Genomic DNA, 16968 nt, shown 5'->3' on the forward strand with positions numbered 1-16968 from the left:
CGGCTATTCTTGTTAGTTGCATCTGTAATCAGATCGCCTGCGGTTGCTGCTCCGCAAACTGACTATTGTACAGATCCGCGTAGAAACCTTGACTCGCCATCAATTCATCATGATTGCCCTGTTCAATCACGTTACCATGATCCATAACCAGGATCAGATCAGCGCCGCGAATGGTAGACAAACGGTGTGCAATGACAAAGCTTGTGCGATCCTTCATCAGATCATTCATTGCTTTCTGGATAAATACTTCAGTCCGTGTATCCACGCTACTCGTCGCTTCATCCAGAATGAGGATGGCCGGGTTCGCCAGAATAGCTCTTGCGATGGTCAGCAACTGTTTCTGCCCTTGAGAGATGTTCGACGCCTCTTCATTCAGCACCGTATCATAACCATCAGGCAGTGTACGGATAAAGTGATCCGCATGTGCCGCAACGGCTGCCTTGATTACATCCTCTTCCGTAGAATCTTCTCGACCATAGGCGATGTTGTCCCGAATCGTTCCGTTGAACAACCAGGTATCCTGAAGCACCATGCCGAACAGACTGCGCAGCTTGCCCCGCTCCATGTCCTTAATGTCGGCACCGTCAATCGTAATCCGACCATCCTGAATTTCGTAGAAACGCATTAACAGGTTGATCAGAGTTGTTTTACCGGCTCCCGTTGGTCCAACAATGGCTACCGTCTGTCCCGGTTTTACATCAATATTCATGTTATGAATGAGCAGTTCATTTTCTTTATATCCAAAATTAACACCTTGGAATGTAACCGCACCTTTAGGCTGCTGTAGTTGCACGGGTTGTTTGGACTCCGGAACTTCTTCCTCTTCATCCAGCAGCTCAAATACCCGTTCTGCCGAAGCAATCGTTGATTGAATGATATTGGAGATATTAGCAATCTGGTTAATCGGTTGTGTGAATTGACGGGAGTACTGCGTGAAGGCCAGAATATCCCCGATGGAGATCGATCCGCGTGTAACGAAAATCCCACCAACCACACAGATCAGTACATAACCCAGGTTACCGACAAAACTCATGAGCGGCATAATAATACCGGAGATAAACTGGGCTTTCCAACCGGATTCATACAGTTCTTCATTGACTTTCTCGAATTGCTGTACCGATTGTTCTTCGCGTCCAAATGCTTTGACAACCTTGTGTCCCGTGTACATCTCTTCGACATGACCGTTCAGTTCCCCAAGGGATTTCTGTTGACCCGCAAAGTGCTTTTGCGAACGGGAAGCGACCAGCATGACAACAACCACACTGAGTGGCAACGTCAAAATCGTGATCAGTGTCATCCATGGACTAATCGTCAGCATCATGATAATTACGCCGACAATTGTGACGATGGACGTAATGAACTGTGCCAAACTTTGCTGAAGTGTATTACTGATATTGTCCACGTCATTCGTGGCACGGCTAAGTGTCTCCCCAGTTGTGCGGGAGTCAAAATATTTCAAAGGAAGACGTCCAACCTTCGCACTGATCTGCTCACGCATGTCATACACAACACGTTGGGCCACACCGGCCATCAGGTATTGTTGAACATACATAAATGCAGCACTGAACAGATAGAGTCCGCCCAGCAGGTATAATACTTTCATCAATGCAGGAAAATCAATCCCGGCTCCCTGTACACCCTGGAGGATGGCAATGGCGCCTTTACTGAGTATATCCGTTCCTTCTGCCATAACTTTTGGACTGATGATGCTGAATACGGTACTCAAAATGGCTGCAACCAGCACACCAAGTAGACGAGAACTATGGGGCTGGAGATAACGAATCAAGCGACGCAGTGTGCCTTTGAAATCTTTTGCTTTCTCAGCGGGAGGTCGCATGCCCATTCCGGGACCTGGACCCGGCCCACCATGGGGACGAGGCGACTTGCGTTCTGTACGTTCACTCATGCGATCTCCTCCTCTGTCAGCTGGGAGGATACAATCTCGCGATACACTTCATTGTGCTCCAGCAGCTCTTTATGTGTTCCTGAACCGACAATTCGGCCCTCATCCATAACCAAAATGCGATCGGCATCCATTACTGTACTTACGCGCTGCGCAACAATTAGCACAGCCGCTTCTGTCGTTTCGGACTTCAGCGCAGCACGAAGTTTAGCATCCGTTTTGAAATCAAGAGCAGAGAAACTGTCATCAAAGATATAAACTTCCGGACGGCGAACAAGTGCGCGAGCGATGGACAGACGTTGCTTTTGTCCACCAGATACGTTGTTACCACCTTGTGCGATAAGGCTGTCATATCCCTCTTTCATCTCGGTAATGAAGTTCTCCGCCTGAGCCGTACGGGCCGCATGAACAATTTCATCCATTGTGGCATCGTCTTTCCCGTGACGAATATTCTCCGTAATCGTACCCGTAAAGAGAACTGCCTTTTGTGGTACAAAGCCAATTTTGGCACGCAGATCTTCCTGCCGAATTTCACGCACATCCGTACCATTTACCCGAACACTGCCCTCGGTCACATCATAGAATCGTGGAATAAGACTGAGCAATGTCGATTTCCCAGAACCCGTACCGCCAATGATGGCTGTTGTCTCACCTGAGCGAGCTGTGAAGGAGATATCGGACAAAGCTGGATTCTCTGCACCTGGATAACGGAAAGTTACATTGTCAAACTCAATCATACCCTGCATGGATTTCATACCACGAGGCTGCTCGGGATTGCTAAGATCCGGCTGCATATCAAGCACTTCGTTGATCCGTTCTGCCGATGCTGAAGCTCTTGGAATCATGACAAAGATCATCGAAACCATAATCAGTGAGAACATGATTTGCATTGCATATTGGATGAAGGCAATCAATGCACCGATATTCATATTGCCGCTGTCGATCCGCATTCCACCAAAATAAAGGATGGCAATCATCGAAAAGTTCATAACCAGCATCATCACAGGCATGATGGTCGCCATGAGCACATTAACTTTGATCGATGAATCTCTCAGTTCTGTGTTGGCCCCGTTAAAGCGCACTTTCTCATGCTCCCCGCGGTTGAATGAACGTACAACCCGAATCCCTGTTAACTGCTCACGCAGCACCAGGTTGAGACGGTCCAGCTTTTTCTGAATGGTTTTGAACAAAGGTAAACCCTTGGCACCAATCAGCGCAATAGCTCCACCCAGTACCGGAAGCACGACCAGGAAAATCGTAGACAATTTGGCGTCCTGAGATACCGCCATGAAGATACCCCCGATACACATGAGCGGAGCCATAATCATCATTCGCAGCATCATTGTAAGTACATTCTGTACCTGAGTGATGTCATTCGTCGTACGCGTAATCAGTGAAGCAGTACCCATCTTATCGAACTCCTGGAGAGAGAAGTTCTCCACATGGCGAAATACTCTGCTCCGCAGTTGTTTGGCAAATCCACCCGCTGTTCGAGATGAGAGATAACTGGCAATCACCGAACACGCTGTTCCGCCAATCGCAATGACCAACATCCATCCACCAATCTGCCAGATATACGGGATATCCCCTTTAATGATGCCGTCATTCACAATATCTGCCATTAACGTAGGCAGGTACAATTCAGCAAGCGACTGAAACAGTACCAACACCAGAATGAAAATAATCGGAATTCGGTATGGCTTCAGCATGCTAAACAGTTTCATCATGGCGTATCATCTCCTCTTGTCGAATCATCCTTTTGCAAGGAAGTTAATGTATCAAAAAAGGTGTATACCTTTGTCAACAACTCAGCCAGCTGACTACTGTCTTGCTCACCCAAATGCTCAACTAACTTATTGAATATTTCCATGCGCTCTTGGTGAGCAGCCCGAATAATTTCACGACCTGCTTCAGTAATCGTGATGCGGACAGCACGGCGATCCTCCGGGTCCATCGTCCGTTTGACCAGCCCCTCATCTTCAAGGCCACGAATAACGGGTGTAATGGTCGGTGACTTCACTCGTAGCAATGCGCTGATTTCCGAGACTTTCATCCCGGGATGATTGGATTCGATCGTGTCATTGAAATCAGGCGGATTGTCCTGCCAGTTCAATTGTTCTCCCGGATGCATCCCGTGGAGTAAACAACCCAGCACCATAATTTCATTGTGATTGCGCCCATGAGGTTTATGTTGCCTCCATTTGCCTTTATTAAACTGCATAATGGAGTACAAAAGCTTCTGAGCGACCGGATCTATACCAGTCATAATGGGTCCCTCCTTCTTTCTTTATCATTCCATAGACATCCAACATCATAGGACATCTATTAAATAGCAGTACAATTAAATAGATGCACAATTAATTAGGTGTACTAAGTATATTATCGTAAGAAATGAATGTCAAACATCTAAAAATAACCAATATAAACCCATAATCAAGAGCATACACGCGCTTGATTATGGGTTTTGTCATTTTGCCGTCATTGGAGCCAGATATACTTATTTCAAAATGTAGTAACCAGAATTTAAGGAGATGAAGATTGAAGATGAACAGATTCAAAATAGGAAAAACAGGTATGTTATTGGCTTTGTTTGCAGTTTTATTAAGCGGATGTGTAACCAACAAAAGTTCCATTATAATACAATATCCCAATGATAAACCGAGCGAAGGTACTCAAGTATTCTTCAGGTATTCCAGTGGAGAAGTTGTACAGGTTCCAGATATCGGAGTTAACAGCAGTGTAGAAGCTATCATGGATATTAATAAAAAGATCGTTGGGGGATACGCTGAAACAGATGGAATAGCATGGGTTCCAGATAACAATATCCCTGATATATCTGGCAATCTAATTAATATTCTCAATATTCAAAGTAATAAACCAGCATCTGCCGCACATCATGTCCAGTTAATTGCGGCATCCCAGCCTTCTTCTTATTCGGGTTATCTAAATTATACGTTGGCTGTTTACGATGAGCAGGGGCAACCTGTTAACAACCGAACTGAAGTCTTCCTGCATGGAGACGATCCAAATTTAGAATTTCATAGTCTGAATGGATATGGTGACCAAACCGTAGCCAATGGATATTCCTACTATACACAGGGTGGACTTGTAACCTTTCCAATCAAATCGGGAACAATTACAAAGCCGATCAGCGTATACTCTGGCTCAAAATTGCTTAATGATAACTTACTATCCATCGTTACCAATGTGAAAATAACCACTCCGGACGATGTCTATTCTGTAGTCACTGGTGAGACGTTGGCTCTGAATGCTACAATCTCACCTTCTAACGCGATCAATCCTGCCGTGACTTGGTCTGTCTCGGATCAAACCGGAACAGCCACGATCGATCCGACTACAGGCGTACTTACCGCCGGAAACCCGGGAACCGTGTTGGCTCAGGCGGCTGCTACAGATGGTAGTGGCGTTGTCGAAAATGTGCAAGTCACCATTACGCCGACTCCTGTTCTCGTGAATTCCATTACCATCAGCGGGAGCGATTCTATGCAAACAGGTCAGTCCATTTCCCTGACGGCAAATGTCCTTCCAGCCGATGCCAAGAATCCTTCTGTAGTCTGGTCAGTACAGGACGGAACAGGCAAAGCGACCATTGATGCAAACGGAAAACTAACTGGAACTTCAGCAGGAACTGTTCTGGTTAAAGCCGAGGCCGCAGATCTATCAGGCGTATTCGGAACCAAAACCGTTGTGATTACCACAATCAACAACGGGAACAATGGAGGAAACACAGGTGGTAACTCTGGAGGAGGTTCAAGTGGCGGTGGATCAGGCTCACCCGCAGCACCTGCACCAGTTCCTACGCCTGTACCAACACCCGTGACACCATCTGAGCCGAGCCCTCAGCCAACACCCGGAACAGATGTAGTATCTGGACCTACATTCAACAACCAGGTTATCAATATGGATGCCTTCATGGCGAGCTTCACCCAGAAGATTAAAGCAGCACAGTCCAATCTTGCGTCAGTTCAATTAACCGATACAAGCACACACTGGGCAGATGCGACAATAAATAACTTCGTGAAGCTAGGGGTCGTAACAGGTTATGCCGACGGCTCCTTCCACCCGAACGCCAGTATCACCCGTGCCGAGTTCGCAACCCTGATCGCCAAAGTATTTGATCTGTCGAGCAACCAAGGCAATACAATAAGCGACGTATCAGGTCACTGGGCAGAGTCTTCCATTCGCTCTCTGCAAAGCAAGGGTGTGTTATCCGGTTACCCGGACGGTACATTCAGACCGAATCAAGAGATTAAACGTGCTGAGATCATCGCCATCATCTCGCGCATTATGGATCTGAGCAAAGTACCCACCGCAGAAGCACCTGCTTTCTCCGATCTGGAGCAAATCTGGAATAAAGATCAACTCCAGCAAGCGGCAGCAGCCGGGATTATTCAAGGAGATCGGAATGGAGAATTCCATCCTGCGAACTCCGCTTCCCGTGCAGAAGCATTGACTATTATTTTGCGAGTGCTACAGACCAATCCTGAATTTGCCGCACTTCTACAATCCCTATAATTAAGATGCAATAATTGAAGCCTTCCAAGCCTGTTTCCAGGCTTGGTGGGCTTTTTTAACAGATTCAACCTTCTATGGGGACTTCCTTTTTGATTTCAAAAATAAAAGTCATTACCCGCTCTCAAACACGTATGTTTTTAATCCTGATTCTGATAACATAGGAGGCATATCTTGCATGAATATATCTTAGATCGAGGCGGCCCATCCATGAACCCTAATATGTACTTATCTGCATTGCTGATGGCTGCGACCTGCTGCACATTAATGCTTGCTTACCTCTCCTATAAAAGAAGAAGCTCGCCCATTGCCGTCAGTTACGGGCTGGGGATGCTTGTCAGTTCTTTTTATACATTCGGCTATGGCTTCGAGATCATTAGTCAGCAACTGGACCATATTCGATTCTGGCTTCGAATCGAGTATGTTGGAATTCTGCTTGGGCCGGTGTTCTACTTCCTTATGGTACTGCATTATACAGGCCGTGAATCATGGGTGCGGACACGCAATGTGGTTCTATTGCTGATTGTGCCTGTTTTTACGTTTATCACACATAATACCAATGAGTGGCATCATCTCTTCTATACCAACATGACGATCGATACATCCTGGGGATTTCCACTCGTGTCTCTTGAGAGAGGACCTTTATTTTCTGTTCATGTCGTCTTTTCCTATGCACTGTTCTTTATTTCTGTGTTTTTCCTGATACAGATGTTGCTTCGTGCCGCACCCCCTTTGAAAAAACAAGTGGTGTTCATGATTATTGGCTCCTGTGGACCATTCATTTTCTCACTAATTTACCTAAGTAATATCTTTCATTCACCCCTTGATTTTTCTCCATTTGGATTTGTTATATCGGGCATCTTCTACACATGGGGAGTCTTCCAATTCAATCTACTTCGTCTGGCTCCGCTGGCATACCAAAAGGTATTCGAATCCATACAGGATGCTGTTATTGTGTTCGATCTGGACCATGTATTGACCAGCTACAACCGTTCTGCCCGGCGTATCATTGAGTCTCTTCATCCCAAAGGCTTGGGCCAACATGCCAGTCAGGTACTTGTACAATACCCACAGCTTCTAGCAAAGCTGCTTGAACAGGAACCGCTTAACGATGTCCGTAAAATTCAACTCTCCAACGACCCGAGTAGTAGAACCTATAACGTTCATCTTTCTCTTGTTCAGCATCAAAGTGGTAAACCCATTGGCAAGATGCTACTGCTTAATGATGTGACTGAAGCCGTGCAGGCCGAGAAGAAACTTCGCGACAACGCCCAACAGTTAAGTGAGCTCAACACGTTCAAAGACCGAATGTTCAATGTCGTGGCTCACGATATACGTGATCCAGTAGCCGTACTGGTTAATCTGATGGACTTGCTTGAGGAAGAAATACAAGGATCCAATGCTGATCATGAAGAGATTATCCATGAAATGAAGCACCAGATTCATAATACGTTTGCTCTGGTAGAAGGACTGCTCGAGTGGTTCCGCAGCCAAGGCGGAGGGCAGGTCTTCCATCCGGTAGAACGGGATCTGCACTATTCTGTGGAGGCAAGTATACGCTTGTTACGTGTTCGCAGCGAGAATAAGCAGATTCACATGGTATCGAATATTTCACCAGGAGTGTGCGTCTATGCGGATAAAGAAATGCTTGACCTGATTCTTCGAAACCTTTTATCCAACAGCATTAAATTCAGTAATCCGGGAGGACAGATCACGTTGAACGCCGAACGAAAGGATCAGCACATTGTGGTATCCGTCAGCGATACGGGAGAAGGGATTACGGATGAACAGGCCCGTTCCCTGCTTCAGGATGAGTATCCGGTATCGGCAACGGGAACAGCGGGAGAACGAGGCAGCGGGTTTGGTTTGAATCTCTGCCGAGAGTTCGTACGCCTGAATGGGGGCGAGATCTGGTTTGACAGCAGACCTTCGCAAGGCAGCACCTTCTACTTCTCTATACCCCTCCCACCCGAGACTACTGCAAGCGGGCCTCTTCCATACTCCGTGCAGGTGGGGGACAATACATGAAGGTCATTCTGGTAGACGATGAGAAGGCCATGCACCTGATTATGAAAAAGATGCTGGCAAAGATCGGGGAAGTGGAGGTCATGGGTGCATTTCTGAATACTAAGGCCGCATCATCATATCTTGACGATCACGAGGTAGATCTAATTTTTGTCGATATTAACATGCCCCGGGAAAGTGGACTGGAATTCGCAGAAGGACTGCGAAAGCAGGGAAAACAGACCCGGATTGTATTTATAACATCTCATGTAGAATATGCCTTATCTGCATTCGAGGTCTTTGCCTTTGATTATATGGTGAAACCAGTGAAACAGGATCGGCTCCTCCAAACGGTACACAGAGCGCTGGCAGAGTCGCGCAGCAAGTTACCTGAGGAAGAAGTCGTGGCAACGATTGAAGCGCAAGCGGTAGAGTTCAATGCTCTGGGCAGAATCGAGATTCACAGCGACCACGGAACCAAGACCAAATGGAAATCCAGCAAAAGTATTGAATTGTTTGCATATCTGCTTGTCCAGCAAGGACGGCTTGTATCCCGTACCCGTCTCATTGAAGATATTTTCGGAAACATGCCACAGAAGAATGCCGAAGTCTACCTCAACACAACAGTTTATCAGCTACGCAAGTTGCTTAATGGGTATGGACTGAAAAAAGTACTTCATACGTACAATAATTATTACGCTCTGAATTTATCCGATATTACGGTGGATTTTATCAGCTTCGAAGAAGGATGTAGGCGGCTATCCATCATTCAATCCGGAGCAGACATGGAACAAGCCCTATTGATTGAGCAAATGTATGTGGGTGATTTATTTGGAGAGTATGGATACACGTGGTCCTTAAGCGAGGTTGAACGACTGTCACTTATGTATAACGCATTGAACCAGCGGTTGTGTAATGCCCTACTGGAAGCCAAAGATACCAGTAATGCTATCCGCCTACTCAAAAAACTCCTGCATCGCAATGAATTGCACGAAGAATCGCTGATCCTGCTCATCCGAGCACTTTCCATGCAGAATAACAAGGAAGCCCTGATCAAACATTATGAACAATATTCAGCACATTTAATTCAGGAAATAGGTGCTGCTCCTTCTCAGGAGCTTGCTGCTCTATATGCACAATTATTATCGGAAACCCAATAGTGATAGGGTCAATGGATGTAATGGCTCGAATATAGCATACAAAAGAAGCTCCCATTCCTTACTCCAGTGGATGATGACCCGGGGTAAGAAATGGGAGCATTTTTATTACGTTTGAAAAGTAGAAACTAGAGAATCTTCTTATTGCATAACTTGCATGATTAGATGCGCTTGTTAATCATCAGGACTGTGAAGCAGAGACTGTTTTAGGAACTGAAGCAAACGGGAAATACTCTTTTGCATTGTTGTAGGCGATGCCCTGTACGATCTGACCAAGCAGCTCCATATCCTGCGGTGCCTCCCCTTGTTCGGCCCATTCACCGATAAGGTTGCAGACCAGACGACGGAAGTACTCATGCCGGGTGTAGGACAGGAAGCTGCGTGAATCGGTCAGCATGCCAACAAAACGGCTGAGCAGACCCACATTCGCCAGTGCCTTCATCTGAGCGATCATGCCATCCTTCGTATCATTGAACCACCATGCTGCACCAAGCTGGATTTTGCCCGGAATGCCCCCGCCCTGGAAGCTGCCGATGATCGCCGCGAGCACTTCATTGTCCCTTGGATTCAGAGAATACAGAATTGTTTTGGGCAGTGCTTGTTGCTGCTCCAACGCGTCGAGCAATCCAATCATCGCTGCGGAAAGCGGCGTATCATTGACGGCATCGTAACCGGTATCTGGCCCAAGCTGGGCAAACATCCGCGTATTGTTGTTACGGGCTGCATTAATGTGGAACTGCATCACCCAGCCCCGCTCTGCATACAGTTTGCCAAGGAATGTCAGCGTCACTGTCTTGTACTTGTCCTCTTCCTCACGACTTACCTTCTGACCCGCAAGTGCCTTGGCAAAGATGGAAGCTGCTTCCTCTCGCGTAGCTACACCGTAAGGGACATAATCGAGTGCATGGTCAGAGACTCTGCCGCCGACAGAATGGAAGAATTCCACACGTGACTCCAGCGCAGCAAGGAAGGATTCATAATCTGAAATGGCAGTGCCAGATGCCTGCGACAGCTTGCCCACCCATTCCACGAAGGTATCCCGGTTCAATTCCAAGCCTTTATCCGGGCGGAAAGAAGGTAATACCGCCGTGTCAAAGCCTTCGATTTCCTGAATCTTTAGATGATACTCCAGAGAATCTGTTGGGTCATCGGTTGTGCACACAACAGTGACATTGGATTTGGTAATCAGATCACGTGCACCGAATCCGTCACTGTTCAGTTTGGCATTTACTTTTTCCCAGATGGCCGGTGCGCTTGTCTCATTCAATACTTCGTAGACCCCGAAATATCGCTGTAATTCCAAGTGAGACCAGGCATACAGCGGATTACCGATCATCATAGGGACCGTTTTGGCGTAAGCCAGGAAACGATCGTAATCAGTCACTCCTTCGCCGCCGGTCACATATTGCTCTTCAATTCCGTTTGCGCGCATGAGCCGCCACTTATAGTGATCACCGTATAACCAAGCCTCTGTAAGATTGCCAAAGGTTTTGTTCTCGTAGATCTCCTGAGGACTGAGGTGGCAATGATAATCAATAATCGGCATGTCTTTGGCATAATCCTCATATAACTTGATCGCCGTTTCATTGTGCAGCAAAAATTGTTCATCCAGAAAAGATTTCATTCGCCTCGCACGCTCCCTTTAGGTGAGTTTACGTTCATATGGGTTCACTTCCCATCTTTACGCTACACTGTTTATCATCAAAGTTCAATATAAAATGATAGCGTTATCAAAAAAGGTTGATTTAGGCATACATTCGGGAACAGGGTATACTGGATTTAACGCAAGGATGCTGATCTGAAGATCACACAAGGAGATGAAATGAATTGAAAGTTACTTTTCTGGGCACAGGAGATATGTTCAGCGTGGAGCAACACCACAATAGTATGCTGGCTGAATTCGGAGACACGCATCTGGTCATTGATTTCCCAGAATCAAATGCTAAAGCACTCAAGGAATATGGATTCGCTATGACCGATATCCACAATGTGTTCATTACCCATTTGCATGAAGATCATATTAATGGTGTACAGATGCTGGGTTATTACGCACAGATCGTAGGCGACCGCAAACCCCGTCTGTTCATCCACGAACAATTGGTAGATCCGCTCTGGAACATTCTATCCCCCGGCATGCGCTACACAACGGATGGTGAACGTACCATGAGCGATTACTACGATGTCGTTCCTCTGCCAGATGGAGGCACATTTGAACTGGGCGGCGTGACGTTTGAGACGTTTCGGACCCAACATGTTCCCGGTATGGTCAGCAATGGGCTTCTCGCCAAGCCTTACTTCTATTACAGTGCAGACAGTACACTCGACCAGAAACGGGTGGAGAAAGTTGCCGCTGATGTGCAGCTAATTTTCCATGAATGTCATATGCATGATCTGGTGATCAAATCCCATACCTCATTGAAGGATCTGGAGCAGTTACCCGCGGAAGTGAGACAGAAAACCGTACTGATGCATTATCATGACGAGTACGCGGATGCTGACAAACGGGAACAATTCAACCGCGAGCATGATCTACGGATGGTTGGTACGTTGGAATCATTTGAACTGAAGTAGGTAAACGGAGAGAGGACATCGGATATTATCGTATTCGATCTATATTCTAATGGAGGTCATTGCTATGGAATATCGAATTGAACAAGGTTACTTTCTGATATATTCTCCTGCAAGAAGCACCAGTAGTGGAGACATCATGGTGGTTAAATTACTGGAAAGACCCTTTAAGGATAGAGTTGAATTCCTCATTAACAGCAAAAACTATGAGTGTACTACACACCATGAATACTTAAACTTTGAGCCAACTTCTCATCATAAACCTGAGAAGCCTGGAGCATTTTCAATGGAACGAAGTGAGTTCAATCAAATGTGGGATACGATGAATCAGTATTTTGAAGAGTAATAACCTTATCCTGCTGTTAAATCTAAGCTGATTCCTTTCTCATTTCATGTTTTCACTTACAGCAGTGATTCGTTTGCCTATGGCGGCGAGCCTTAACTCAGTTAAGCTAACGAATCTGAGAGGCCTTATTCGGCTGAAATCCGAGTTACCAGTATTCTAACGAATCTCAAATACGTTAATCTGATGATAGTGCTCCAATTGGCGCTATTTCAATCGTTTTTGAGAGTAATAAGGTTTCTGAGATTCGTTAGAATTCCAATATCGCTAATTCAGTGCAAATAAGGTGCCCTCGGTTCGTTAGGATGGAGTTTTAGTTGTACCTAGAAAAATGCAAAAAACCACCTGGACACAGGTATACTCGCTCTCCTGTTCAGATGGTTTAACGATCAATCTATATACTGTTTTCATATCAATCGGTGCACCTTTTCTTATCCTGCCTGGCACATGCCATTACTCAGCGTCAGCGCAGTCCTCATTCTGTTCGGGAAGGGCCCATACCGACACGCCCCCACCGCACACATGGAAGGTGGCCCAGCCGTCTTTCTCAATGGTAATCTGATCCTCACAGCTCTTCGTCAGATCCACCCAGACTTCACCAGCACGATGCTCGCCGATGAACATTCTCTTCTCACCGTCATCTCCGTTGGAGATGACCACCGCACAACCGGAACCTTCGATTTCCTCTACGCCACGACGAACCCAGCCAATCGTATTGGCGTGATCGAAGTAATCTTCCTGCTCTCCATACGCCTTGTTGCAACGGGCAGACAGAAGAATGTCCAGAATTTCTTTTTTGCCATCCACAGGTTCAGGTCCACCAATGCCATAATAATCCCCGTAAAATACAACGGGATAACCATCGCGACGTAATAACGTCAACGCATAAGCGCTCGGCTTAAACCAATCTCCAATCCATGATTCCAACGCTTCATGAGGTTGGGAGTCATGGTTATCTACAAAAGTTACCGCATGGGTAGGATGTGTCTGCACCAAGGTATCATCAAAAATTTTGGAGAGATCAAAGTCTCTACCTGCAAGCGAAGCCTCATGCAACTTGTAGTGAAGAGACACGTCAAACAGGTCGATCTGATAGTCTACCGTATCAAGGAATTCACGACATGCATCCAGGTTCGAATTCCAGAACTCACCTACGATGTAGAAATCCTGACCGCGTTTGCGGATCATCTCTGCTGCGAACTCCTTGATGAATTCGTGGTTGATATGCTTAATCGCATCCAGCCGGAACCCACCACACTGGAGGGTATCGATCAGCCATTTTCCCCAATCAATCATCTCGCGCCGAACATCCGGGTGGTTATAATCTATATTGGCGAACATCAGATAGTCATAGTTGCCAAACTCATCATCGACATTCTCATTCCATTTTTTATTCTCTCCTGCGATGCGGAATACACCTGTTCGTTCTCCCTTGGCGTCAAAGTCTGTACCGTTGAAATGTTCAGAGCTCCACTTAAAGGAGGAGTATTGATCTCCGCGACCCGGAAATGTGAATTTGGTCCAGCCCTCAATTTCGAACGGCTCGGAAATTTCCTTCGTTCGATCATTGGGATCAACCTCGATCACTTTGAACACTTCCGTCTCATCTGCTCCGGCCTTGTGATTCATAACCAGATCCACATAGACGGCAATGCCGTTCTTCTGACACTCAGCAATGGCCTCCACCAGTTCCTGCTTGGTGCCATATTTGGTCCGTACGGTACCCTTTTGATCAAATTCGCCCAGATCGTACAGATCATATACACCATAACCTGTATCTTCTGCTGACACTGCCTTGGTTACGGGTGGTACCCATACCGAGTCAATGCCTTTGGCTTTCAGTTCCGGGGCCATTTCAGCCAGTCGCTTCCAATGATCTCCGTCTGCAGCCAGGTGCCATTCAAAAAACTGCATCATGGTATGATTTCTCTTCATTATAACCGACCTCCTTGATTGCTTTCGAAGCGGACCGCGGAACGGATAGGGTAATCGCCGTTGTTCGTTCGTTGCTAACCAAGTTATAACCCTTTCACCCTACCCTTCAATCATATAAAGGAAAGAAATCTGAGAAAAATGTTAAACTTCTTGGTTCAGCATTTGCCTGATTCCATTGAAATTGCTGTGGAGATGCATCATATTCAAATTCGTTTATAGTCCCGCCACTCCTCAGGCAACAGGGAACGATACGGTTCTTGGATAAAACGATCGTCGACCAGCACCAGCACACCCCTGTCTTCCTCCGTCCGAATCAGCCGTCCACCCGCCTGCAGCACCTTGTTCATACCCGGGAAAATATAGGCGTAATTGAATCCGTTGCGTCCTGTCCGATCATAGTAATCACGTAATACGTTGTTCTCCAGACCAATCTGCGGCAGCCCCGCACCTACCACAACCACGCCATTCAAGCGGTCTCCCGGCAGATCGACACCCTCCGAGAATACGCCACCCATGACGGCAAATACCAAGCGTGTTCGTTCAGGATTCGGCTGAAATCCATCCAAAAACTGCTCCCGTTCCAGTTCGTTCATGCCTTGCTTTTGTATGGCCGTATCCGCTTCACTTGGAAGCTGTGCATAGGTCTCATATATCTCGCGCATATAAGGGTAGGAAGGGAAGAAGACCATCAGATTACTGCGCGGCCACTCACTTACCAGCTGTTGCAGCATCTCCGCAATGGGCCGCCGGGATTGCTCCCGATCCTTATAACGTACGGATAAGGGCAGGAGTCTCACATCCAATTGTTCGCGCTGAAATGGAGATGGAATCTGCAATGTATAATCCTCTTCCTCTGCACCCAGCATATCCCGATAATAGCGAAGAGGTGACAAGGTAGCCGAAAAATGAATGAGGGAGCGGAAGCCTTTGGCAGTCTGACGAAGCAGTACCGAAGGATCGAGACAAAATAACTTCACTCTCACTTCGCTTCGGACACACTCTGCATACGTAATAAAACGTTCATCATACAGCTTGGCAATGCGCAGGAAATTCTGTGCCGTGAAGTAGGCATCCAACAGCAGTTGATCCGTCTCGGCATTCCCCGAACCACCTTCAACAAGACATTGCTCCGCAACCATGACAAAAGGTTCCAGTCGTTCAATCAGTTCCTCCGGTGCTTCCTGCTGGATGATCTTTCCTTCTTCTCCACCGTTTTTCCGAAGGGTAATCAGATACTTATCAATGGCCCCGGTGTAGTCAACAATGGCTTTGGCAGCAGGCACACTGCTGTCCAGCGACTGGAACTCTCTTTTCACATCCAGAAATACTGCCTTCTCCAGCTCAGCGGAAAACATCATTCGGCCACGATCAACCAGATTATGAGCCTCGTCCACCAGTAACACCGTCTTGCGTTTCTGCTCCTCCAACATTCTTTTCAGAGAGATCCGCGGATCGAAAATATAGTTATAATCGCAGATCACCGCATCGGCTGCATACGCCGCGTCCAGGGAAAACTCAAACGGACACACCCGATGTTTGCGCGCATACTGCTCGATGACCGGACGTGTCATCAACGTCTCATGTTCCAGCATGTCCAGCACGGCCCCGTTAATACGGTCATAATACCCTTCACACATGCCGCACTGCCCCGTATCACAAGCTTCCTCTTCCTTAAAACATATCTTGTCCTTCGCGGTCAGACTGATCACATGCATCTTCAATCCTTCCGATTGCATCCGGGCAAAAGCTTCTTCTGCCGCCACCCGTGTCGTCGTCCTCGCAGTCAGATAGAACAATCGGCTCGCTTCGCCTTCGCCAATCGCTTTGACCGTGGGGAACAGTACGGACATCGTTTTACCGATGCCTGTTGGTGCTTTGGCCATCAATCCCTGACCCTCGCGGATCGTTTTGTATACAGCTCCTGCCAGTTTCCGCTGTCCCTCCCGGTATTTGCGAAAAGGAAACGGCAGCTCTTTCACACTGATATCCCGCTTTTCTTCATACGCAGCGATCATCTCTGCGTATGGCGCATAACCAGCAATCACTTCTGCCGCAAACTGCTCCAGTTCCTGCCGTTCTGCCATTCGGCGAAACCGTCTTTCTTCATGGGTTACCGAATGCACATACGTCAACTGCACTTGCATACGTGGTTCATCTTGCTGAACGGCGTACATATAGGCATACATCATGGCCTGCGCCCAGTGCACGGGAAGTCCTTCTCCCAGATCATCCAGATTGCCCGCAGTTGATTTGATCTCATCCACCGTCAACTGACCCTCCAACCGGATCAGGCCATCACATCGTCCCTCCACCACGTAGGTCAGATCCCCATGTTGAATCTCAGCTTCGAGCACAATTTCTTTCAGATCCTCTTCGGTGTACTCCTTCTGTACCCGCTGGTGAATTCGAGTCCCCTCTTGCATCGAGGCATTGGTCCGGAACCCTGGACGTATGCTGCCACTGCGGTACACATACTCCACCAAAGGTCTAACCGATATCCGAATTGTTGTTGTCATACGATCACC

General features: G+C 47.0%; 11 protein-coding genes. 5 read left to right on the forward strand and 6 right to left on the reverse strand.

Annotated features, from left to right (window positions below):
- Window positions 1-28 precede the first annotated feature (28 nt).
- From MHB85_RS29135 to MHB85_RS29145, 3 genes are read right to left on the reverse strand one after another with little or no spacing between them, the layout of a single operon-like run.
- Window positions 29-1906, reverse strand: a complete 1878-nt coding sequence (locus tag MHB85_RS29135; protein ID WP_091012677.1) for an ABC transporter ATP-binding protein — start codon at window positions 1904-1906, stop codon at window positions 29-31.
- The gene (locus MHB85_RS29140; protein WP_341074090.1) at window positions 1903-3630 is read right to left on the reverse strand and encodes an ABC transporter ATP-binding protein; all 1728 of its coding nucleotides are present in this window, start codon (window positions 3628-3630) and stop codon (window positions 1903-1905) included. The genes MHB85_RS29135 and MHB85_RS29140 overlap by 4 nt, the downstream gene beginning before the upstream one ends.
- A complete protein-coding gene (locus MHB85_RS29145) occupies window positions 3627-4169 on the reverse strand; it encodes a MarR family winged helix-turn-helix transcriptional regulator (RefSeq protein WP_341074091.1) in 543 nt (180 codons plus the stop codon). Before MHB85_RS29145 ends, MHB85_RS29140 begins: the two co-directional genes overlap by 4 nt.
- Window positions 4170-4447: 278 nt before the next feature.
- Here MHB85_RS29145 and MHB85_RS29150 point away from each other — a divergent pair, with 278 nt between their 5' ends.
- The 3 genes from MHB85_RS29150 (at window position 4448) to MHB85_RS29160 (ending at window position 9600) form a co-directional block, all read left to right on the forward strand.
- Window positions 4448-6439 carry an S-layer homology domain-containing protein gene (locus MHB85_RS29150; RefSeq protein ID WP_105600260.1) on the forward strand — a complete coding sequence of 664 codons (1992 nt, stop codon included), beginning with the start codon at window positions 4448-4450 and terminating at the stop codon, window positions 6437-6439.
- Between the two features lie 171 nt (window positions 6440-6610).
- Entirely contained in the window at window positions 6611-8464 is a 1854-nt protein-coding gene (locus MHB85_RS29155) for a sensor histidine kinase (RefSeq protein ID WP_192134841.1), read from the forward strand.
- On the forward strand, window positions 8461-9600 hold the full coding sequence (locus tag MHB85_RS29160) for a response regulator (RefSeq protein ID WP_192134839.1): 1140 nt from the start codon (window positions 8461-8463) through the stop codon (window positions 9598-9600). Before MHB85_RS29155 ends, MHB85_RS29160 begins: the two co-directional genes overlap by 4 nt.
- 178 nt (window positions 9601-9778) lie before the next feature.
- Here MHB85_RS29160 and uxaC read toward each other — a convergent pair whose 3' ends face one another.
- Window positions 9779-11221, reverse strand: coding sequence for a glucuronate isomerase (gene uxaC, locus MHB85_RS29165; protein WP_091012673.1), 1443 nt, complete (start codon window positions 11219-11221; stop codon window positions 9779-9781).
- Window positions 11222-11424: 203 nt separating this feature from the next.
- Between uxaC and MHB85_RS29170 the strand changes: the two genes are divergently transcribed.
- Together MHB85_RS29170 and MHB85_RS29175 are read left to right on the forward strand one after the other, a co-directional pair.
- The gene (locus MHB85_RS29170) at window positions 11425-12168 is read left to right on the forward strand and encodes an MBL fold metallo-hydrolase (RefSeq protein WP_091012671.1); all 744 of its coding nucleotides are present in this window, start codon (window positions 11425-11427) and stop codon (window positions 12166-12168) included.
- 64 nt (window positions 12169-12232) lie between these two features.
- Complete coding sequence (locus MHB85_RS29175) at window positions 12233-12511, forward strand: hypothetical protein (RefSeq protein ID WP_091012669.1); 279 nt, start codon at window positions 12233-12235, stop codon at window positions 12509-12511.
- A gap of 450 nt (window positions 12512-12961) precedes the next feature.
- On the opposite strand, the gene MHB85_RS29180 is transcribed toward MHB85_RS29175, so the two are convergent.
- A complete protein-coding gene (locus MHB85_RS29180; protein WP_341074092.1) occupies window positions 12962-14443 on the reverse strand; it encodes an alpha-amylase in 1482 nt (493 codons plus the stop codon).
- 203 nt (window positions 14444-14646) lie between these two features.
- Window positions 14647-16959 (reverse strand): ATP-dependent DNA helicase, encoded by a 2313-nt coding sequence (locus MHB85_RS29185; RefSeq protein WP_091012666.1) that lies wholly within the window; start codon window positions 16957-16959, stop codon window positions 14647-14649.
- Window positions 16960-16968 lie beyond the last annotated feature (9 nt).

It is taken from the genome of Paenibacillus sp. FSL K6-4396 (genome assembly GCF_038002525.1).
Taxonomy (GTDB): Bacteria; Bacillota; Bacilli; order Paenibacillales; family Paenibacillaceae; genus Paenibacillus; species Paenibacillus amylolyticus_B.

Excerpts from the sequence above, each read along its gene's own strand:
- MHB85_RS29135 (WP_091012677.1), bottom strand. The coding sequence starts at position 1,906 with ATGAGTGAACGTACAGAACGCAAGTCGCCTCGTCCCCATGGTGGGCCG.
- MHB85_RS29140 (WP_341074090.1), bottom strand. The coding sequence starts at position 3,630 with ATGATGAAACTGTTTAGCATGCTGAAGCCATACCGAATTCCGATTATT.
- MHB85_RS29145 (WP_341074091.1), bottom strand. The coding sequence starts at position 4,169 with ATGACTGGTATAGATCCGGTCGCTCAGAAGCTTTTGTACTCCATTATG.
- MHB85_RS29150 (WP_105600260.1), top strand. The coding sequence starts at position 4,448 with ATGAACAGATTCAAAATAGGAAAAACAGGTATGTTATTGGCTTTGTTT.
- MHB85_RS29160 (WP_192134839.1), top strand. The coding sequence starts at position 8,461 with ATGAAGGTCATTCTGGTAGACGATGAGAAGGCCATGCACCTGATTATG.
- uxaC (WP_091012673.1), bottom strand. The coding sequence starts at position 11,221 with ATGAAATCTTTTCTGGATGAACAATTTTTGCTGCACAATGAAACGGCG.
- MHB85_RS29175 (WP_091012669.1), top strand. The coding sequence starts at position 12,233 with ATGGAATATCGAATTGAACAAGGTTACTTTCTGATATATTCTCCTGCA.
- MHB85_RS29180 (WP_341074092.1), bottom strand. The coding sequence starts at position 14,443 with ATGAAGAGAAATCATACCATGATGCAGTTTTTTGAATGGCACCTGGCT.
- MHB85_RS29185 (WP_091012666.1), bottom strand. The coding sequence starts at position 16,959 with ATGACAACAACAATTCGGATATCGGTTAGACCTTTGGTGGAGTATGTG.